This window comes from Natrinema salsiterrestre (assembly GCF_029502005.1).
Taxonomy (GTDB): Archaea; Halobacteriota; Halobacteria; order Halobacteriales; family Natrialbaceae; genus Natrinema; species Natrinema salsiterrestre.
This window is the reverse complement of the sequence record NZ_JAMQOT010000001.1, coordinates 540,958-556,988: the sequence shown is the minus strand read 5'-3', so window position 1 is coordinate 556,988 and position 16,031 is coordinate 540,958. Positions and strand designations below refer to the sequence as shown.

Genomic DNA, 16,031 nt, shown 5'->3' with positions numbered 1-16,031 from the left:
GAGCGAATCGGCTGGGGAGGGAGTGGTACTCATTACAGCCACGTCAGTGGGAAAGTCACGGCCGATTACTATCCGTCTACTCGTGCTGGCAACACGGAGAGCCACGCCCTCCCCAGCCGATTCGCTCACGCCTCCGGCGTTCGCTCATCCCTCGCGTGGGTTTGAGCCGCAGTTCGTATCCACTCACTGCGGCTCCGCACGCGCCACCGCCGGTAGAACGTGGCGGATTCTCACCGTGGCTGACCATCACCGCTTAGTATAACCCGAGAATACCCCCTCCTATGAGAACACCAGCACCCGACGGCCGGCCGGTCGCGCTGACGATCGCGGGCAGCGACTCCGGCGGCGGCGCGGGGATCCAGGCAGATCTCGCCACGATGGCCGCTCACGGCGTCTTCGGCACCTCGGCGATCACCGCCGTCACCGCCCAGAACACCCGCGGGGTCGAGTCCTCGCACGTCTTGCCGCTCGAGGAGATCGAGGCGCAACTCGAGGCGGTCACCGACGATTTCGCGGTCGGCGCGGCGAAGACCGGGATGCTCGCGACGACCGAGGTCATCGAAACGGTCGCGGACCGCGCCCGCGGGTTCGACTTCCCGCTGGTCGTGGACCCCGTCATGGTCGCGACCTCCGGCGACCGGCTGCTCGAGCCCGAATCCGAACGCGCCTACGAGGACCTGCTCGGCGAGGCGACGCTGGCGACGCCCAACGCCGACGAGGCGGAGGTCCTGACCGACGTCGCGGTGACCGACGAGGAACGCGCCCGCGAGGGCGGCGAGGCGATCCTCGAGACGGGTGTCGACGCGGTTCTCGTGAAAGGAGGCCACGTCCCGGGAGAGACAGTCACAGACGTGCTCGTCACCGACGACACCGTTCGGACGTTCGAACACCCGCGGGTCGGCACCGACGCGACGCACGGCTCCGGCTGTGCCCTCGCCGCCGCGATCGCGGCCCGCCTCGCGAAGGGTGAGTCCCTCGAGGTCGCAGTCGAGGGGGCGACCGACTTCCTCGCCCGCGCGGTCCGCTACTACTACGACGTCGGCGAGGGCCACGGCGCGGTCAACCACATGGTGTCGCTCCGAAACGAGGCAACCCGGGAGCTGACCGCCGAGGAAGTCCAGGCCGTCGTCGACCGGTTCGTCGACGCCGACGTGTCGGCGCTCGTTCCCGAGGTCGGGATGAACGTCGCCGGCGCGACCCCCTACGCCGACTCCGTCGCCGAAGTCGCCGCCGTCGAGGGGCGGATCACCCGAACGCTCTCGGGCGTCCAGCCGAATCGCGGCGTTCGCTTCGGAGCCTCGAGCCACGTCGCCCGCTTCCTCCTGTCGGCGCGGGAGTTCGTCCCCGAGCTTCGGTTTGCCGTTAACTGCCGGTTGGACGCGGACGTGGAGGGAGCGCTCGAGGCGCTCGAGTGGCCCGTCGCCGAGTACGATCGTCGGAAACAACCCGACGAGATCAGGGAGACCGAGGGGAGCACGATGGGCTGGGGAGCCCGGCAGGCCTTCGCCGACCGGGACGAGCCCCCGGTCGCCGTCGTCGACCGCGGCGAGGTCGGCAAGGAGGCGCTCGTGAAACTCGTCGCCGCCGATCCGGAGACGCTCGCGGATCGAACGCTGGCGCTGGCGACCGAGGTAGCGAAATGACTGTCACCGACCTCGACGTCGGAATCGTTCTCCCGCAGTACGGGACCGACGTCGGAACGGTTCGAGACACCGCACTCGAGGCCGAAGCGCTCGGTTACGACGCGGTCTGGCTCGAGGACCACTTCCAGTCGTGGATCGGCGACCCGCGGCGTGCGACACAGGAGTGCTGGACGACGCTGAGCGCGGTCGCCGAGGCGACCGACCGGGTACGGCTCGGCAGCCTCGTCACCAGCCAGTCGTACCGTCATCCGGCGCTGCTCGCGAAGATGGGCGCGACGGTCGATCGGCTGAGCGACGGGCGGCTCGAGCTGGGACTCGGCGGCGGCTGGTACGCCGACGAGTACGACCGCTTCGGCTACGAGTTCCGGGAACCACCGGCCGAACGGCTCCGGCGTCTCGCCGAGACGATCGAGATCGTACGGGGGCTCTGGACCGAGGAGACGTACAGCCACGAGGGCGAACACCTCGACGTCGACCTCGAGGACGCGTTCTGCGAACCCCGACCCGTCCAGGATCCCCATCCGCCGATCTGGATCGGCGGCGGCGGCGAGGAGTTCACCCTGCGCTACACCGCCGAGCTCGCCGACGGCTGGAATTACGGAACGCTCGAGCCGGACGGGTTTGCGGAGAAACTCGATGTCCTGCGGGAGCACTGCGAGAGCGAGGACCGCTACGACGAGATCCGGAAGTCCGCCGAGCTGTTCGTTTTCGTCGGCAAGACGACCGCGGCGGCCGAGGAAAAGCGCGAGGCGTTCCGGTCCGAGTTCCTGCCCGACGACCCTGCCGACCCGCGGGAGTTCTTCCTCTCGGGATACCTCGAGACGGCACCGACGGGAACGCCCGACGAGGTTCGCGACCGCCTCGCGGAGTACGTCGATGTCGGGATCGAGGAAGTAATGCTCGCGGTTCCGAACGCGGCCGACGACGAGGACGAGAGCCTGTCGCTGCTGGCCGCGGAACGAATCGAATAGCTCGCTCGAGACCGTTCGCCGGTCGCAGTATCGTTCCGACGACAGTCATCGAACGTAACAGTAGTACTAACACTCTGGCGCGAGTCATGTTATCGTATGGACAGCGGCCCGTCGTCGGTTGGTGGAACCAACATCGAGGGCGAGTCCCCGCAGGTCGAACCGACGGTCGAGACGGACGACGCGACGATCACCGACGACGCCGAACTCGAGCGGACCCTCGGGCTCACCGGCGGCCTCGCCATCGGGATCGGAACGATGATCGGCGCGGGTATCTTCGTCTTTCCGGGGCTGGCGGCCGGGCGGGCCGGACCGGCCGCGGCGGCGTCGTTCGGCATCGGTGCGGTCGTGGCGCTGCTGGTGGCACTCCCGACGGCCGAACTCGCGACGGCGATGCCGAAAAGCGGCGGCGGCTACTACTTCATCTCCCGCGGCCTGGGCGCGCTCGCCGGGGCGGTCGTCGGGCTGTCGCTGTGGTTCGGACTGGTGTTCGCGACGGCGTTTTACCTCGTCGGCTTCGGCTACTACGCCGTCGACACGCTCGCCGAAGTCGGGATCGCGGTCGGCGACGGCCTCGTCATTCCGCTGGCGCTGTTGTTCGGCGCCGGCTTTACCGTGTTGAACGTGACGGGGACGGAAAACGCGGCGAAGCTCCAGAACGGAATCGTCGTCCTGTTGCTCTCGATCCTGGTCTTCTTTCTCGGCTACGGCGGCCTCGATGCGGTGGGACTGATCGGCGACTCGGCAGCTCCCGAGCGGTTCGCACCGTTCGGTACGATGCCCGTATTGACGACGGCGGCGCTCGTGTTCACGTCGTATCTCGGCTTCGCGCAGATCGCGACCGTCGCCGGCGAGATGAAAGATCCCGGCCGAAACCTGCCGCTGTCGATCGTCGGCTCGGTGCTCGTCGTCGGCCTCCTCTACGTGGTGACCATCTTCGTCGCGACCAGTGCGTTCGGGGCCGATCAGCTCTCCGAGTTCGGCGAGACGGCGATGGTCGACGTCGGCCGCCACTACCTCGGCCCGATCGGCGCGTTCGCGATCGTCTTCGGCGGGCTGCTCGCGACGATGTCCAGCGCCAACGCGTCGGTTCTCAGCACCTCTCGAGCCATCTACGCCGTCTCTCGCGACGCCCTGTTACCGCGGCGGGCGAGTCGCATCAACCTCCGGTACGGGACGCCACACGTCGCGCTGGGGCTGGCCGGCGGGCCGATCCTGGTCCTGGTCGCGACCGGCCGCGTGGAACTCCTCGCCGAGGTCGCCTCGTTCCTCCACCTCATCATGTACGGACTGATCTGCGTGGCGCTGCTCGCCCTGCGCCGGGACGAGCCGGCGTGGTACGACCCCGATTTCCGGGTGCCGGGCTACCCGGCCGTTCCGGCGATCGGTGCGGTCGCCAGTTTCGCCCTGATCGGGTTCATGCAGCCCGTCTCACAGCTCACCGGAATCGCGATCATGGTCGCGGCGGCCGGCTGGTACGCCTATTACGCTCGCGACGTGACACTGAAGGGGGCGCTCTGATGACGCGCGTCCTCGTGCCGCTGGCGATACTCGAGGGGGAATCGGTCTCGGCCGGGCTGACGACGCTGCTCGCGCCGCTGGACGTGACCGTGCTGGGATACCACGTCCTGCCCGAGCAGACGCCGCCGGACCAGGCGCGACTCCAGTACGAGGAGCGGGCGACCGACGCCCTCGTCGACCTCACGGCGGAGTTCGAGGCGGCCGGCGGCCGCGCCGATCACCGCCTCGTGTTCACGCACGACCGGGAGCAGACGATCGATCGCGTCGCCGCGGAGACGGGGGCGGACGCCTACGCGATCACGGGCGTGACCGGGCCGATCGATCGCCTCCTCGTGTCGCTAACGGGCGACGTCGCCGTCGATCGGCTCTGCTCGTTCGCCGCCGAACTGGTCGGCGACCGCGAGATCGGCGTCACGCTTTTTCTCGCGACCGACGACGAATCCGGCGGCCGGGAATCACTCGAGGCGGCCGCCCGAAGCCTCTCCGAGCGCGGTATCGACGTGGAGACCGAACTCGCCGGTGACCAACCCGCGCTCGAGGCGCTCGTCGAGGCCGCGATCGGCCACGACGCGATCGTCATGGGCGAACGGGCGCCGTCGCTCCGGTCGCTCGTCTTCGGGGAGGAGGCCGAACAGGTCGCTGCGGAATCCGTCGGGCCAGTGCTCGTCGTTCGGCGGGTGGAGGAACGCGACGATACGGTCGAACGCCGCGACTGACCGTCCGGCCGGTCGCTATTCGCCGCCCTCGCCGTCGACCGTTTCCTCCCCGCTCTTTCCGTCCCCCGTTTCTCCACCGCCCGCCGCCTCGAGGTACTCCCCCCGAACCACGAGCACCGGATCGACCGTCCGGCGGGCCAGCCGTTCGGCGCGGTCGCGGAAGACGAAGCGACGAACCGACGGGCGGCTCTCGCCCGCGACGAGGAGATCGTGGTCGGCTGCGGCCTCGAGAACGGCGTCCGTCGGCGAGTCGTCCACGACGACGGTGCCGTCGATACGGTCCGCATCGACGCCCGCAGCGATCAGCTCCGACCGCGCCGTCTCGAGCAGCTCCGCCCCTGCAGAACGTCCGTCCTCGTCCGATGCGGCGTGGAAGAGGGTCAGCTCGAGGTCGGTTCCGGTGAGGATCGTGGAGAGTAGTCGAGCGATGTGCTCGACGGTGACGTCGCTCCGGATCGCGACGAGCACCGTCTCGAGGACGGGTGCCGGGTTGAGCAAGAGGACGGCGTCGCACGAGTCGTCGACCGCGACGCGTTCGAACGTCTGCAGTCGGTCGTGGGTGAACGCGACTCGCGTCGTGACGTCACAGCCGGCGTCTTCGAACACCGCCCGGAGCTCGTCGACTTCGGCCCGGACGCGGTCGCCGTACTGCTCGCGCGCCTGATCGGTCCCGGTCTGGTCCGGGAGTTCGCGATAGGCGAGCAGGACGACCGGAATCGAGGCGAACGCGTCGACGATGGTCGCCGGTACGCTCTGGCCCTCGAGGACGTCGACCGGGATCAGCACGCGATGATCGCGAGGATCGGACATGGCTGGAGTCGGTGGCTCTTACCACGGCGCGCGTCATATACCTCTGCCGGACGCGTCGACTCGGGAACCGACACCTAATTTTCGGTGCGGGGATATCGGGGCACATGGTCGAGAGTCCGTTCGACGTGGAGATCGAGGTCGGCGAAGTGATCGAGGCCGAATCGTTCCCCGAAGCCGAGAAGCCGGAGATGACCAAGCTGTGGATCGACCTCGGCGACGAGGAGATCCAGTCCGCCGGCCAGTTGGATCACCACTACGACGCCGCCAATCTGGTCGGTCGGCAGGTACTCTGTGCAACGAACCTCGGATCGGTGCGGATCGCCGGCTTCAAATCCGAGGCGCTGACCGTCGGCGTTCCCAGCGATGAAGGGTATCCCGTGTTAGTGTCGCCGGACGACGACGTGTCGGTGCCGCTCGGCGGAACGCTGTACTAGGTCCGGCGGCCGGCGACCGATCGAAGCCACGCGGTCGTCGGTGAGCGATCGACTACTTTCACTGCGGATCCCGCAGGGTTTTTGCGGTGGACGGACAGTCACCGAGTATGACCGAGGCGACCGGTATCGTCGGAGAGTTCTTCTCCCTGAAAGAGGGAACTGACGCCGACCTGTTGGCGATGCAGTGTGGCGATTTCTACGAGTTCTTCGGCGAGGACGCCGAACGGGTCAGCGACGAACTCGATCTCAAGGTCTCCCAGAAGTCCTCCCACGGCTCCTCCTATCCCATGGCCGGCGTGCCGCTCGACGACCTGACGCCCTACCTCAAGGCCCTCGTCGAACGGGGCTACCGCGTCGCCGTCGCCGACCAGTACGAGACGGAGTCCGGCCACGCTCGCGAAATCGTTCGCGTCGTGACGCCTGGCACCCTCCTCGAGACCAGCGACGCCGACGCCCAGTACCTCGCGGCGGTCGTCGACGGCGGCGGGAGCGCCGGCGGCTCGAGCGGGGACGACCCCGAGTACGGCCTCGCCTTCGCCGACGTGACGACCGGCCGATTCCTCGTCGCGGACGCCGCCGACGCCGACGACGCGCTGACGGAACTGTACCGGTTCGATCCCGTCGAAGTGCTGCCGGGACCGGACGTGCGATCCGACGACGAACTGGTGACGAAAATCAGAGAGCGGGTCGACGCGACGCTCACCCTTCACGAGACGGAGTCGTTCGCGCCCAAGCGGGCGGATCACGCGGTCCGCGAGCAGTTCGGTACCGAGACCGTCGACCGGCTGGCGGTCGGTGAGCCGACCGTCGCAGCGGCCGGAGCGATCCTCGCCTACGTCGAGGAGACCGGCGCGGGCGTGCTCGCCTCGATGACCCGGATTCAGGCCCACCACGGCGACGATCACGTCACGCTGGACGCGACAACCCAGCGCAACCTCGAGCTCACCGAGACCATGCAGGGCGAGCGCGACGGGTCGCTGTTCGACACGATCGATCACACCGAGACCAGCGCCGGCGGCCGGCTGTTGAAGGAGTGGCTCCAGCGACCCCGGCGCTCGCTTGCGACGCTCGAGGAGCGCCAGGAAAGCGTCGCCGCGCTCTCGACGGCGGCGCTCGCCCGCGACGAGCTTCAGGACGCGCTCGACGAGGCGTACGATCTGGCGCGACTCGCGTCGAAGGCGACCCACGGCAGCGCGGACGCGCGGGATCTGCTCGCCGTGGGGGAGACGCTGGCGGTCCTGCCCGCGGCGGCCGATATCATCGCGTCGAATCCGGAGCTCGCCGACTCGCCGCTCTCGGAGATCGTCGACCGGCCGGACCGGGACCTCGCACGGGAGTTGCGGGAGACGCTCGCAGAGGCCATCGCCGAGGAGCCGCCGTCGACGGTGACGCAGGGTGAACTCCTCCGGTACGGCTACGACGACGACCTCGACGAGGTGATCGATCGCCACGAGGAGATCAAATCGTGGCTCGACACGCTCGCCGACCGCGAGAAGTCACAATACGGCCTGAGCCACGTGACCGTCGACCGAAACAAGACCGACGGCTACTACATTCAGGTCGGCAAATCCGCCGCCGACGGCGTCCCCGATCACTACGAGGAGCTCAAGACGCTGAAGAACTCCAAGCGCTTCACGACCGACGAACTCGAGGAGAAGGAACGCGAGATCCTGCGCCTCGAGGAGCGACGCGGCGACCTCGAGTACGACCTCTTCGAGGAACTCCGCGACGAGGTCGCCGCGCGGGCCGAACTGTTGCAGACCGTCGGGCGGGCGCTGGCGACGGTCGACGCGCTGGCGAGTCTGGCGACGCACGCGGCCGAGAACCGCTGGATCCAGCCGGAGCTCCACCAGGGAGACCGACTCGAGATCGAACAGGGTCGGCACCCGGTCGTCGAGCAGACGACGGAGTTCGTTCCCAACGATGTCCGTATGGACGGAGATCGGGGCTTCCTCGTCGTCACTGGACCCAACATGTCCGGGAAGTCCACCTATATGCGACAGGTCGCCTGTATCGTCCTGCTCGCCCAGATCGGGAGCTTCGTCCCGGCGAAGAACGCCGATATCGGCGTCGTCGACGGCATCTTCACCCGCGTCGGCGCGCTGGACGAACTCGCGCAGGGGCGCTCGACGTTCATGGTCGAGATGAGCGAACTCTCGAACATCCTCCACACCGCGACCGAGGACTCGCTGGTCATCCTCGACGAAGTGGGACGCGGCACTGCGACCTACGACGGCATCTCGATCGCGTGGGCCGCGACGGAGTATCTCCACAACGAGGTCAAGGCCAAGACCCTCTTTGCGACCCACTACCACGAACTGACCGGGCTCGCGGAGAACCTCCCCCGCGTCGCCAACGTCCACGTCGCGGCGGACGAGCGGGACGGGGAGGTGACCTTCCTCCGGACCGTCCGCGACGGTCCGACGGATCGGAGCTACGGCATCCACGTCGCCGATCTCGCCGGCGTGCCGGATCCCGTCGTGGACCGCTCGAGAGACGTCCTCGAGCGCCTGCGCGAGGAGAAGGCGATCGAGGCCAAGGGGGGTGCGTCGAGCGAGCCCGTTCAGGCGGTGTTCGATCTGGGGAGCGGGACGATGCAGACGCAGGGGCAGGCTACAGAGCGGCCACAGGAGCAGGCGGCGTCGACCGATGGCGGGCCGATGGAGCCAGACGCCGAGGCCGAATCGGTCGATCCCGAAACCGAGGCCGTGCTCGCGGACCTCGAGTCGCTCGACGTCAACACGACGCCGCCGATCGAACTCGTCTCGAAGGTGCAGGAGTTACAGGAGCGACTCGAGGAGTGACCGCGAGCGGGTCGGGAACCGGACTCGAGCGGCCGCCCTCCGGCGCCGATCGCTGCGTCCGGGCGGTTCGTTGCCGGACCGTCAGCACAGTTCGCCCAGATCCCGCCACTCGGAGAGATGAGTGAGCTCGAGTTGGATCTCGCGGCCACAGTCCTCGCAGTGGAACGTGACTCTTCGATACCCCGGCTGGAACTCCTCGGACTCGCCGTGGTCGTTGCACTGGATCCGAATTCCGCGTTCCGTCCCGTCCGGGATCTCGACGGTGTAGGTACTCATATCGTGGACCACTCCGTCGCCGCGTTCGACGTGGAACGGACCACCGGACGGGACTTAGCTCTTTCACCGGGCCGGGAGACGGGGCCACGACGGCCGCCACTGGCCGAGCGGTGCGCTCAGGGACATCGACTCGAGTCCCGACCGGTCCGAACCGGCCCGAAGGTTCTTTCCATCCGATACGAAACATGGCATGACTCGATGACAGTCGAGAACGGGGACGGCGACCGGCAGCGGGATCACCGCCACCACGAGGCGGTCCTCGACCTCATGCGCGAGGAGACTGTCGTCGACGGGGACTTCGACGACGCGGTGCGATCGATCACGGAAACGGCCGCTCGAACGGTCGGCTGCACGTTCGCCAGTATCTGGCTCTTTGACGACGGCGATCACGTCCGCTGCGTCGATCGGTACGACAGTCGGACGGACGACCACACCGCCGGGACGGAGTTGCACGCCGCCGCGTATCCGACGTACTTCGAGGCGCTCCGAACGCATCGCTCGATCAGCGCCGTCGACGCGCGTTCGGATCCGCGGACGCGGGAACTGGCGTCCGACTACCTCGAGCCCGCGGGGATCGACTCGCTCCTGGACGCGACCCTCCGAGCCGACGGCGACGTGATCGGAATGGTCTGTCACGAACAGCTCGGAGAGTGCCGCGAGTGGACCGACGCCGAAGTCCAGTTCGCCGGCGACGTCGCGGACGTCGTCCATCGAGCCCTGCGGAATCACCGCCGGGCCGAACGGCGACGGGAACTCGAGGTGAGACGGTCGCTCCTCGAGGCCCAGCAGGAGGCGATGCCCGAGGGGGTCCTCGTCGTCGGCGACGACGGGGACGTGCTCTCGTGGAACACGAAATTCCGCGACCTGTGGGACCTCCCGCGGGACGTCCTCGAGGAGTCCCGTGACGGGGCGGTCTTCGACCACATCCGTCCACAGCTCGCGGAGCCGAATTCGGTCCTCGAGCCCGACGGGACCCCGGTCGATCGGGCGACGGAAACCGGTCACGACGAGGTCGTCCTCGAGGACGGACGGGTGTTCGAGGTGTATTCGACGCCGGTTCGGGGCGACGACGACGAGCAGTACGGCCGGCTCTGGCTCGTTCGCGACGTCACCGACCGAACGGAGCGCCAGGAGGAACTCGAATTAAAGAACCGAGCGATCGACGAGGCCCCGATCGGGATCACCCTCAGTGCGCCCGACGACGACAACCCCGTCATTTACGCGAACGAACAGTTCGAACGGCTAACCGGCTATGCGCGCGACGACGTCCTCGGTCGGAACTGTCGGTTCCTCCAGGGGGATCGGACCGAACGCGAACCGGTCGACGAGCTGCGCGCGGCGATCGAGGCCGAACGACCGAGCACGGTCGAACTGCGCAACTACCGCAAGGACGGAAGCGAGTTCTGGAATCGCGTCACGATCGCGCCGGTCGCGAACGACGAGGGCGACGTGACGAATTACGTCGGCTTCCAGCAGGACGTCACCGAGCGAAAGGAAGCGACCCGGCAACTCCGGGTGTTACATCGGGTTCTGCGTCACAACCTGTCCAATCAGATGAGTATCATCCGGGGGACCGCCGAGCAGCTCCTCGACCAGCCGACCGCCACCGAAGGTGCCGCCGAAACGATCATCGAGGAGACGGATCAGCTGCTCGGATTCACGGACAAACACCGATCGATCGTCCGCCTCCTGAGCGAGCGTCCGTCGTCGGAGCCGATCGATATCGAGCCGCTCTGCCGCCGATTGGTTCGAACCGTCGGGGCGGACTTCCCCGACGCCGAGCTCGCGCTCGAGGGAGAGCCGGAGGCGACGGTCTCGGCGATCCCAGACATCGACACGGCGATTCGGGAACTCGTGGAGAACGGACTCGCCTACAGCGATCGATCGCCGGCGACGGTCGCGCTCCGCGTCGATCGTCGGCCCGAAACCGTCCGGATACGGATCACGGACAACGGCCCCGGCCTCCCCGAGGAGGAGGCACAAATTCTCACTGGCGACCAGTCCGTCGAGCCCCTCTACCACGGGCTCGGAATGGGGCTCTGGCTCGTCTACTGGATCGTAACGCTCTCGCGGGGCACGATCACCGTCGAGGAGACCGGTCCGGACGGGACCACGGTCCGCCTCGAGTTCTCCCGGGTCGACGACCGCGAATGAGCGACGCCTGTGGATCCGACAGGACCGCGCGATCGGCCGAGGGCGTACGTGTCGGATCGGTACAACTATGGTTCGGTAGGCGACCAGTTAACACGATGCACGAACCGGACTTCGACGTTTCCGACAGGACCGCTATCGTAACGGGTGCGAGTCAGGGAATCGGGCAGGCGATCGCCGAGACGCTCGCGGCGAGCGGTGCGAACGTCGCGATCTGTTCCCGATCGATGGACCGCGTGGGGCCGGTCGCCGACGGGATCAACGAGGACGACGATGCAGGCGCGGCGCTCGCCGTCGAGTGCAACGTCCGCGAGCGCGATCAGGTCCAGAACCTCGTCGACGAGACCGTCGACGAGTTCGGCGACGTCGACATCCTCGTGAACAACGCCGGCGGGGAGTTCGTCGCGCCGTTCGAGGACATCTCCGCCAACGGCTGGCAGACCATCGTCGACCTCAACCTCAACAGCACCGTCCACTGCACGCAACTCGCCGGCGAAGTCATGCGCGAGGGCGACGGCGGCGTCATCATCAACCTCTCGAGCGTCAACGGCCAGCACGCCGCGCCCGGCGAGAGCCACTACGGCGCGTCGAAGGCGGCGATCATCCGCCTGACCGAGACGCTCGCCGTCGAATGGGCCGAGGACGGTATCCGCGTCAACTGTATCGCCCCCGGCCTCATCCAGACGCCCGGCGTCGCGGAGACGCTGGGCATCGACAGCGAGGACATGCCGCCCCGCGAGGAGACCGACCGCCGCATCGGCCACGCCGAGGAGATCGCGGATCTCGCCCAGTTCCTCGCCAGTCCCGCGGCCTCCTTCATGAACGGCGAGACGGTGACCGCCAAGGGCGTCCCGCGGGCCGGCAACTCGATGTCGCAGGACCTCGGCCTCGAGGACTGAGGGATCGACTATCGACCCATCGCTTTTGTGACAGCCGACGTCGCTATCCGGGACGTAAGACCTAACCAGCCGCCATCGCTACGAGTACGTAGCACATCAGGCGCGTCGGTGCGGATTCTCGTGCCGACGCCATCCCACTATGAGTGACGAGAGCACCCCATCCCAGCACGACACCGACATCCACCAGCTAGACGAGGACACCGTCGCCCGCATCGCGGCCGGCGAGGTCGTCGAGCGACCCGCCAGCGCGGTGAAGGAACTGGTCGAGAACAGCCTCGACGCCGACGCCTCGAGCGTCGACGTCACCGTCGAAGCGGGCGGTACGGAGCTGATTCGCGTCGCCGACGACGGGGCGGGGATGTCCGAGGCTGACGTCCGGGCGGCCGTCCGCGAACACACGACCAGCAAGATCGACGGACTCGAGGACCTCGAGTCGGGCGTCGCGACGCTCGGGTTCCGCGGCGAGGCGTTGCACACGATCGGCTCGGTGTCGAAACTGACGATTCGCTCGCGGCCCCGCGGGGCGGACGGTGCGGGAACGGAGCTCGTCTACGAGGGGGGCAACGTCGTCTCCGTCGAGCCGACGGGCTGTCCGGAGGGGACGACCGTCGAGATCGCGGAGCTCTTCTACAACACGCCCGCTCGCCGGAAGTTCCTCAAGACGACGGCGACGGAGTTCGCCCACGTCAACCGCGTCGTCACGCGCTACGCGCTCGCGAACCCCGACGTCGCGGTCACGCTGACCCACGACGGCCGCGAGGTCTTTTCGACGACGGGGCAAGGTGACCTCCAGGCCGCCGTCCTGGCGGTCTACGGCCGCGAGGTCGCGTCGGCGATGATTCCGGTCGACGCCGACGGCGACGACCTCCCGCCGGGCCCCCTCGAGTCCGTCTCCGGGCTCGTCTCCCATCCCGAGACGAACCGCTCGAGTCGCGACTACCTCGCGACCTACGTCAACGGCCGCGCGGTGACCGCCGACGCCGTGCGAGAGGGGATCATGGGCGCGTACGGGACCCAACTCGGCGGCGACCGCTACCCCTTCGTCACCCTCTTCCTCGAGGTCCCCGGCGGCGCGGTCGACGTGAACGTCCACCCGCGCAAGCGGGAGGTGCGATTCGACGACGACGACGCGGTCCGCCGGCAGGTCGACGCCGCGGTCGAGCACGCCTTACTCGAGCACGGGCTACTCCGATCGCGAGCCCCGCGCGGCCGATCGGCACCGGGGGAGGCTCGAGTCGATCCCGGTGATCGCGAGACCGAGAGCGAGGACGATTCGCCCGGCACGGAGTTCACGACGCTCGAACACGGCGCAGAAACCCCTTCGCCCGCTCACGGATCGGAGGGCGGCGAACGTGACACGGGAACCGGAGCCGATGCCCCGGAATCGACCGAGGGATCGGACGACGAGTCGTCGACCGCCGACCCCGCAAACGAGGCTTCGGGTGCCGATTCGAGCGGTTCGAAAGCCGCCGCGGCCGATCGAGCCTCGAGCGCTCCGTCACGGTCGAGTACACCCGAGCGGACGACGACGAACGCGACGTCGACGAGCACTGATACGGCCTCCGACGCGAGCCGCAGTCCCGACGCCGATTCGGCGGCGATCGGCCCGGACTCGGGCCGACACGATTCGGCCGGGGACGGCGACTCGAGGGTCGATTCCGACCGCGCCGCCACACGGAAGTTCGATGCCGCGTCCGAACAGCGGACGCTGACCGGCGAGGCCGCGACGGGCGAGCGATCGGCGTTCGACTCGCTGCCCTCGCTCCGCGTGCTCGGCCAGCTCCGCGACACCTATCTGGTCTGTGAGACGCCCGACGGGCTCGTCCTGATCGATCAGCACGCAGCCGACGAGCGAGTCAACTACGAGCGCCTGCAGGCGGCCGTCGCCGACGACCCGACCGCACAGGCGCTCGCGGAGCCCGTCGAACTCGAGCTGACCGCGGCCGAAGCCGAGGCCTTCGACCACTACAGCGAGGCGCTCTCGCGGCTCGGGTTCTACGCCAACCGGGTCGACGACCGCACGATCTCCGTGACGACCGTCCCCGCGGTCCTCGAGGAAACCCTCGACCCGGACCAGTTGCGGGACGTCCTCGCGTCGTTCGTCGCCGGCGACCGCGAGGCGGGTGCCGAGACGGTCGACGCGATGGCCGACGAGTTCCTCGGGGACCTGGCCTGTTATCCGTCGATCACCGGGAACACGTCGCTGACCGAGGGCTCGGTCGTCGACCTGCTCGAGTCGCTAGACGACTGCGAAAACCCCTACTCCTGTCCCCACGGACGGCCGGTGATCGTCCGGTTCGACGAGCGCGAGATCGAGGACCGGTTCGAGCGGGACTACCCCGGACACGACGGGTAGAAACGCGCCCGGGGACCGATTTGGATCGTCGACAGGGTGCAGTCGTGAATCGTTACTCGCCGCTCACTCTCTCGAGACTCGCTCCGTCCGACTCCGGAGTTGCCGCACCGTCGTGTCGATAGAGCCAGAGCGTGCAGACGAACGCGATCACGCCGGCGACGGTGGCGAGCCCGAACGCGATCCGGTATCCGGTCTCCGTGTACACCCGGACGCCGCCGACGAGCTCGCCGGTCCAGTAGGTGTCGAGGATCCAGCCCATCACCGTCGGGAAGATCGCTGCGCCCAGGAAGGCCGCGCCGTTGGCCGTCCCCGTCGAGATGCCGCTCGCGCTGCTCGGATGGCGGTCCTTGACGACCGAGTAGCCGAGCACGAACGTCCCGAGCATGACGCCGGCGAGCAGGAACACGGCCCCGACGACCACGAGCGGCGGGTTCCCGACGACCGCGATGATACCGAGACAGACGGTGTAACACGCGCCGCCGGCGACCATCAACCCGACGCGGCTCTCGAGCCTGTCGGACAGCCAGCCGATGGCGGGCGGGCCGACCATCAGGCCGACGCCGCCGAGCAGGGTCAGCGTGGAGGCGGTGGTCACCGAGACGTCGTAGGTCTGGACGACGTATGGCACGCCCCACAGCCCGAACAGGGTGAGGTTCACGCCGGTCGTACAGAACAGCATGACGCTGACGACCCAGATCCAGCGATCGCGGAGGACGCCCGCGAGATGGCCCTTGAGCTGTGCGTTCGTGAGCGTCTCCTGTCCGGGGACGCCCTCGATGCGCTCGAACCCGGCGTCGACCGGCGAGTCGCGGACGAGCGCGAACACGAGGGCGGCCATCACGAGGCCGACGGCGCCGATCCAGCCGACGGTCGAGCGCCAGCCGAACGCCTCGACGCCGAGCGCGAGCGGCGTCGTCGCGAAGACGCCGCCGAAGCCGGCGACGGCGAAGGTCGCGCCGCTCATCGTCGCGAACTCGTCGGCGCGGAACCAGTTGGCACAGAATCGGAGGATACAGACGAAGATCACGCTCCCGCCGAGCCCGACGAGCCCCCGAGCGAGCGTCGCCGTGAGATAACTCTCCGCGAGCGCGAACCAGACGACGCCGAGGTTCATCACTACCGCGCCGGTCGCGGCGGTCACTCGCGGCCCGACCCGATCGGCGAGGACGCCCGTCGGAATCTGCATGACGGCGTACACCCAGAAGAAGACGGCGTGTAGGGTCCCGAGTTGTGCGCCGGTCGTCCCGAACGCCGCCATGAGGTTCTCGGAGAGCACGGCGGTCGAGAGCCGGTTCACGTTTACGAGCAGGAAGAGGGTTCCCATCGTCGCCCAGAGGAGCCATCGCCGCCGGAGCGGATCGCGCCAGAGTCGCATGTCCGTTCTACTCCCCAATCGAACACCGAAAAGGTTCACCAAGCGGAAACGAGGGTATCCGATTCGCAACTGGAGCGG

General features: G+C 68.2%; 12 protein-coding genes. 9 read left to right on the top strand and 3 right to left on the bottom strand.

Annotated features, from left to right (window positions below; all coding sequences use genetic code 11):
* Positions 1-281: 281 nt before the first annotated feature.
* The 4 genes from thiD (at position 282) to NDI89_RS02770 (ending at position 4,848) form a co-directional block, all read left to right on the top strand.
* Positions 282-1,643: a bifunctional hydroxymethylpyrimidine kinase/phosphomethylpyrimidine kinase gene (thiD, locus tag NDI89_RS02785; RefSeq protein ID WP_277519993.1), complete on the top strand. Its 1,362-nt coding sequence runs from the start codon at positions 282-284 to the stop codon at positions 1,641-1,643.
* The gene (locus NDI89_RS02780; RefSeq protein ID WP_277519992.1) at positions 1,640-2,614 is read left to right on the top strand and encodes a TIGR03560 family F420-dependent LLM class oxidoreductase; all 975 of its coding nucleotides are present in this window, start codon (positions 1,640-1,642) and stop codon (positions 2,612-2,614) included. The genes thiD and NDI89_RS02780 overlap by 4 nt, the downstream gene beginning before the upstream one ends.
* Before the next feature lie 96 nt (positions 2,615-2,710).
* Positions 2,711-4,132: an APC family permease gene (locus NDI89_RS02775; RefSeq protein ID WP_277519991.1), complete on the top strand. Its 1,422-nt coding sequence runs from the start codon at positions 2,711-2,713 to the stop codon at positions 4,130-4,132.
* Positions 4,132-4,848: a universal stress protein gene (locus NDI89_RS02770; protein ID WP_277519990.1), complete on the top strand. Its 717-nt coding sequence runs from the start codon at positions 4,132-4,134 to the stop codon at positions 4,846-4,848. Before NDI89_RS02775 ends, NDI89_RS02770 begins: the two co-directional genes overlap by 1 nt.
* A 15-nt stretch (positions 4,849-4,863) precedes the next feature.
* Here NDI89_RS02770 and NDI89_RS02765 read toward each other — a convergent pair whose 3' ends face one another.
* Positions 4,864-5,658, bottom strand: coding sequence for a universal stress protein (locus NDI89_RS02765; protein WP_277519989.1), 795 nt, complete (start codon positions 5,656-5,658; stop codon positions 4,864-4,866).
* A 104-nt stretch (positions 5,659-5,762) separates the two neighbouring features.
* Between NDI89_RS02765 and NDI89_RS02760 the strand changes: the two genes are divergently transcribed.
* Positions 5,763-6,092, top strand: a complete 330-nt coding sequence (locus NDI89_RS02760) for a tRNA-binding protein (RefSeq protein WP_277519988.1) — start codon at positions 5,763-5,765, stop codon at positions 6,090-6,092.
* Positions 6,093-6,199: 107 nt separating this feature from the next.
* Entirely contained in the window at positions 6,200-8,896 is a 2,697-nt protein-coding gene (gene mutS, locus NDI89_RS02755) for a DNA mismatch repair protein MutS (protein ID WP_277519987.1), read from the top strand.
* 81 nt (positions 8,897-8,977) lie between these two features.
* Here mutS and NDI89_RS02750 read toward each other — a convergent pair whose 3' ends face one another.
* Positions 8,978-9,172, bottom strand: coding sequence for a hypothetical protein (locus NDI89_RS02750; RefSeq protein WP_277519986.1), 195 nt, complete (start codon positions 9,170-9,172; stop codon positions 8,978-8,980).
* Between the two features lie 198 nt (positions 9,173-9,370).
* Here NDI89_RS02750 and NDI89_RS02745 point away from each other — a divergent pair, with 198 nt between their 5' ends.
* From NDI89_RS02745 to mutL, 3 genes are all read left to right on the top strand, one after another.
* On the top strand, positions 9,371-11,326 hold the full coding sequence (locus tag NDI89_RS02745) for a PAS domain-containing protein (RefSeq protein ID WP_277519985.1): 1,956 nt from the start codon (positions 9,371-9,373) through the stop codon (positions 11,324-11,326).
* A gap of 95 nt (positions 11,327-11,421) precedes the next feature.
* Positions 11,422-12,222 carry an SDR family NAD(P)-dependent oxidoreductase gene (locus NDI89_RS02740; protein ID WP_277519984.1) on the top strand — a complete coding sequence of 267 codons (801 nt, stop codon included), beginning with the start codon at positions 11,422-11,424 and terminating at the stop codon, positions 12,220-12,222.
* A 139-nt stretch (positions 12,223-12,361) separates the two neighbouring features.
* Positions 12,362-14,578 (top strand): DNA mismatch repair endonuclease MutL, encoded by a 2,217-nt coding sequence (gene mutL, locus NDI89_RS02735; RefSeq protein WP_277519983.1) that lies wholly within the window; start codon positions 12,362-12,364, stop codon positions 14,576-14,578.
* Positions 14,579-14,630: 52 nt separating this feature from the next.
* On the opposite strand, the gene NDI89_RS02730 is transcribed toward mutL, so the two are convergent.
* A complete protein-coding gene (locus tag NDI89_RS02730; protein ID WP_277519982.1) occupies positions 14,631-15,953 on the bottom strand; it encodes an MFS transporter in 1,323 nt (440 codons plus the stop codon).
* Positions 15,954-16,031 lie beyond the last annotated feature (78 nt).

What these genes read in the sequence shown, in the direction of transcription:
- NDI89_RS02730 (WP_277519982.1), bottom strand. Translation starts at nt 15,953, where the DNA reads ATGCGACTCTGGCGCGATCCGCTCCGGCGGCGATGGCTCCTCTGGGCG.
- NDI89_RS02745 (WP_277519985.1), top strand. Translation starts at nt 9,371, where the DNA reads ATGACAGTCGAGAACGGGGACGGCGACCGGCAGCGGGATCACCGCCAC.
- NDI89_RS02770 (WP_277519990.1), top strand. Translation starts at nt 4,132, where the DNA reads ATGACGCGCGTCCTCGTGCCGCTGGCGATACTCGAGGGGGAATCGGTC.
- NDI89_RS02775 (WP_277519991.1), top strand. Translation starts at nt 2,711, where the DNA reads ATGGACAGCGGCCCGTCGTCGGTTGGTGGAACCAACATCGAGGGCGAG.
- NDI89_RS02780 (WP_277519992.1), top strand. Translation starts at nt 1,640, where the DNA reads ATGACTGTCACCGACCTCGACGTCGGAATCGTTCTCCCGCAGTACGGG.
- mutL (WP_277519983.1), top strand. Translation starts at nt 12,362, where the DNA reads ATGAGTGACGAGAGCACCCCATCCCAGCACGACACCGACATCCACCAG.
- thiD (WP_277519993.1), top strand. Translation starts at nt 282, where the DNA reads ATGAGAACACCAGCACCCGACGGCCGGCCGGTCGCGCTGACGATCGCG.
- NDI89_RS02740 (WP_277519984.1), top strand. Translation starts at nt 11,422, where the DNA reads ATGCACGAACCGGACTTCGACGTTTCCGACAGGACCGCTATCGTAACG.
- mutS (WP_277519987.1), top strand. Translation starts at nt 6,200, where the DNA reads ATGACCGAGGCGACCGGTATCGTCGGAGAGTTCTTCTCCCTGAAAGAG.
- NDI89_RS02760 (WP_277519988.1), top strand. Translation starts at nt 5,763, where the DNA reads ATGGTCGAGAGTCCGTTCGACGTGGAGATCGAGGTCGGCGAAGTGATC.
- NDI89_RS02765 (WP_277519989.1), bottom strand. Translation starts at nt 5,658, where the DNA reads ATGTCCGATCCTCGCGATCATCGCGTGCTGATCCCGGTCGACGTCCTC.
- NDI89_RS02750 (WP_277519986.1), bottom strand. Translation starts at nt 9,172, where the DNA reads ATGAGTACCTACACCGTCGAGATCCCGGACGGGACGGAACGCGGAATT.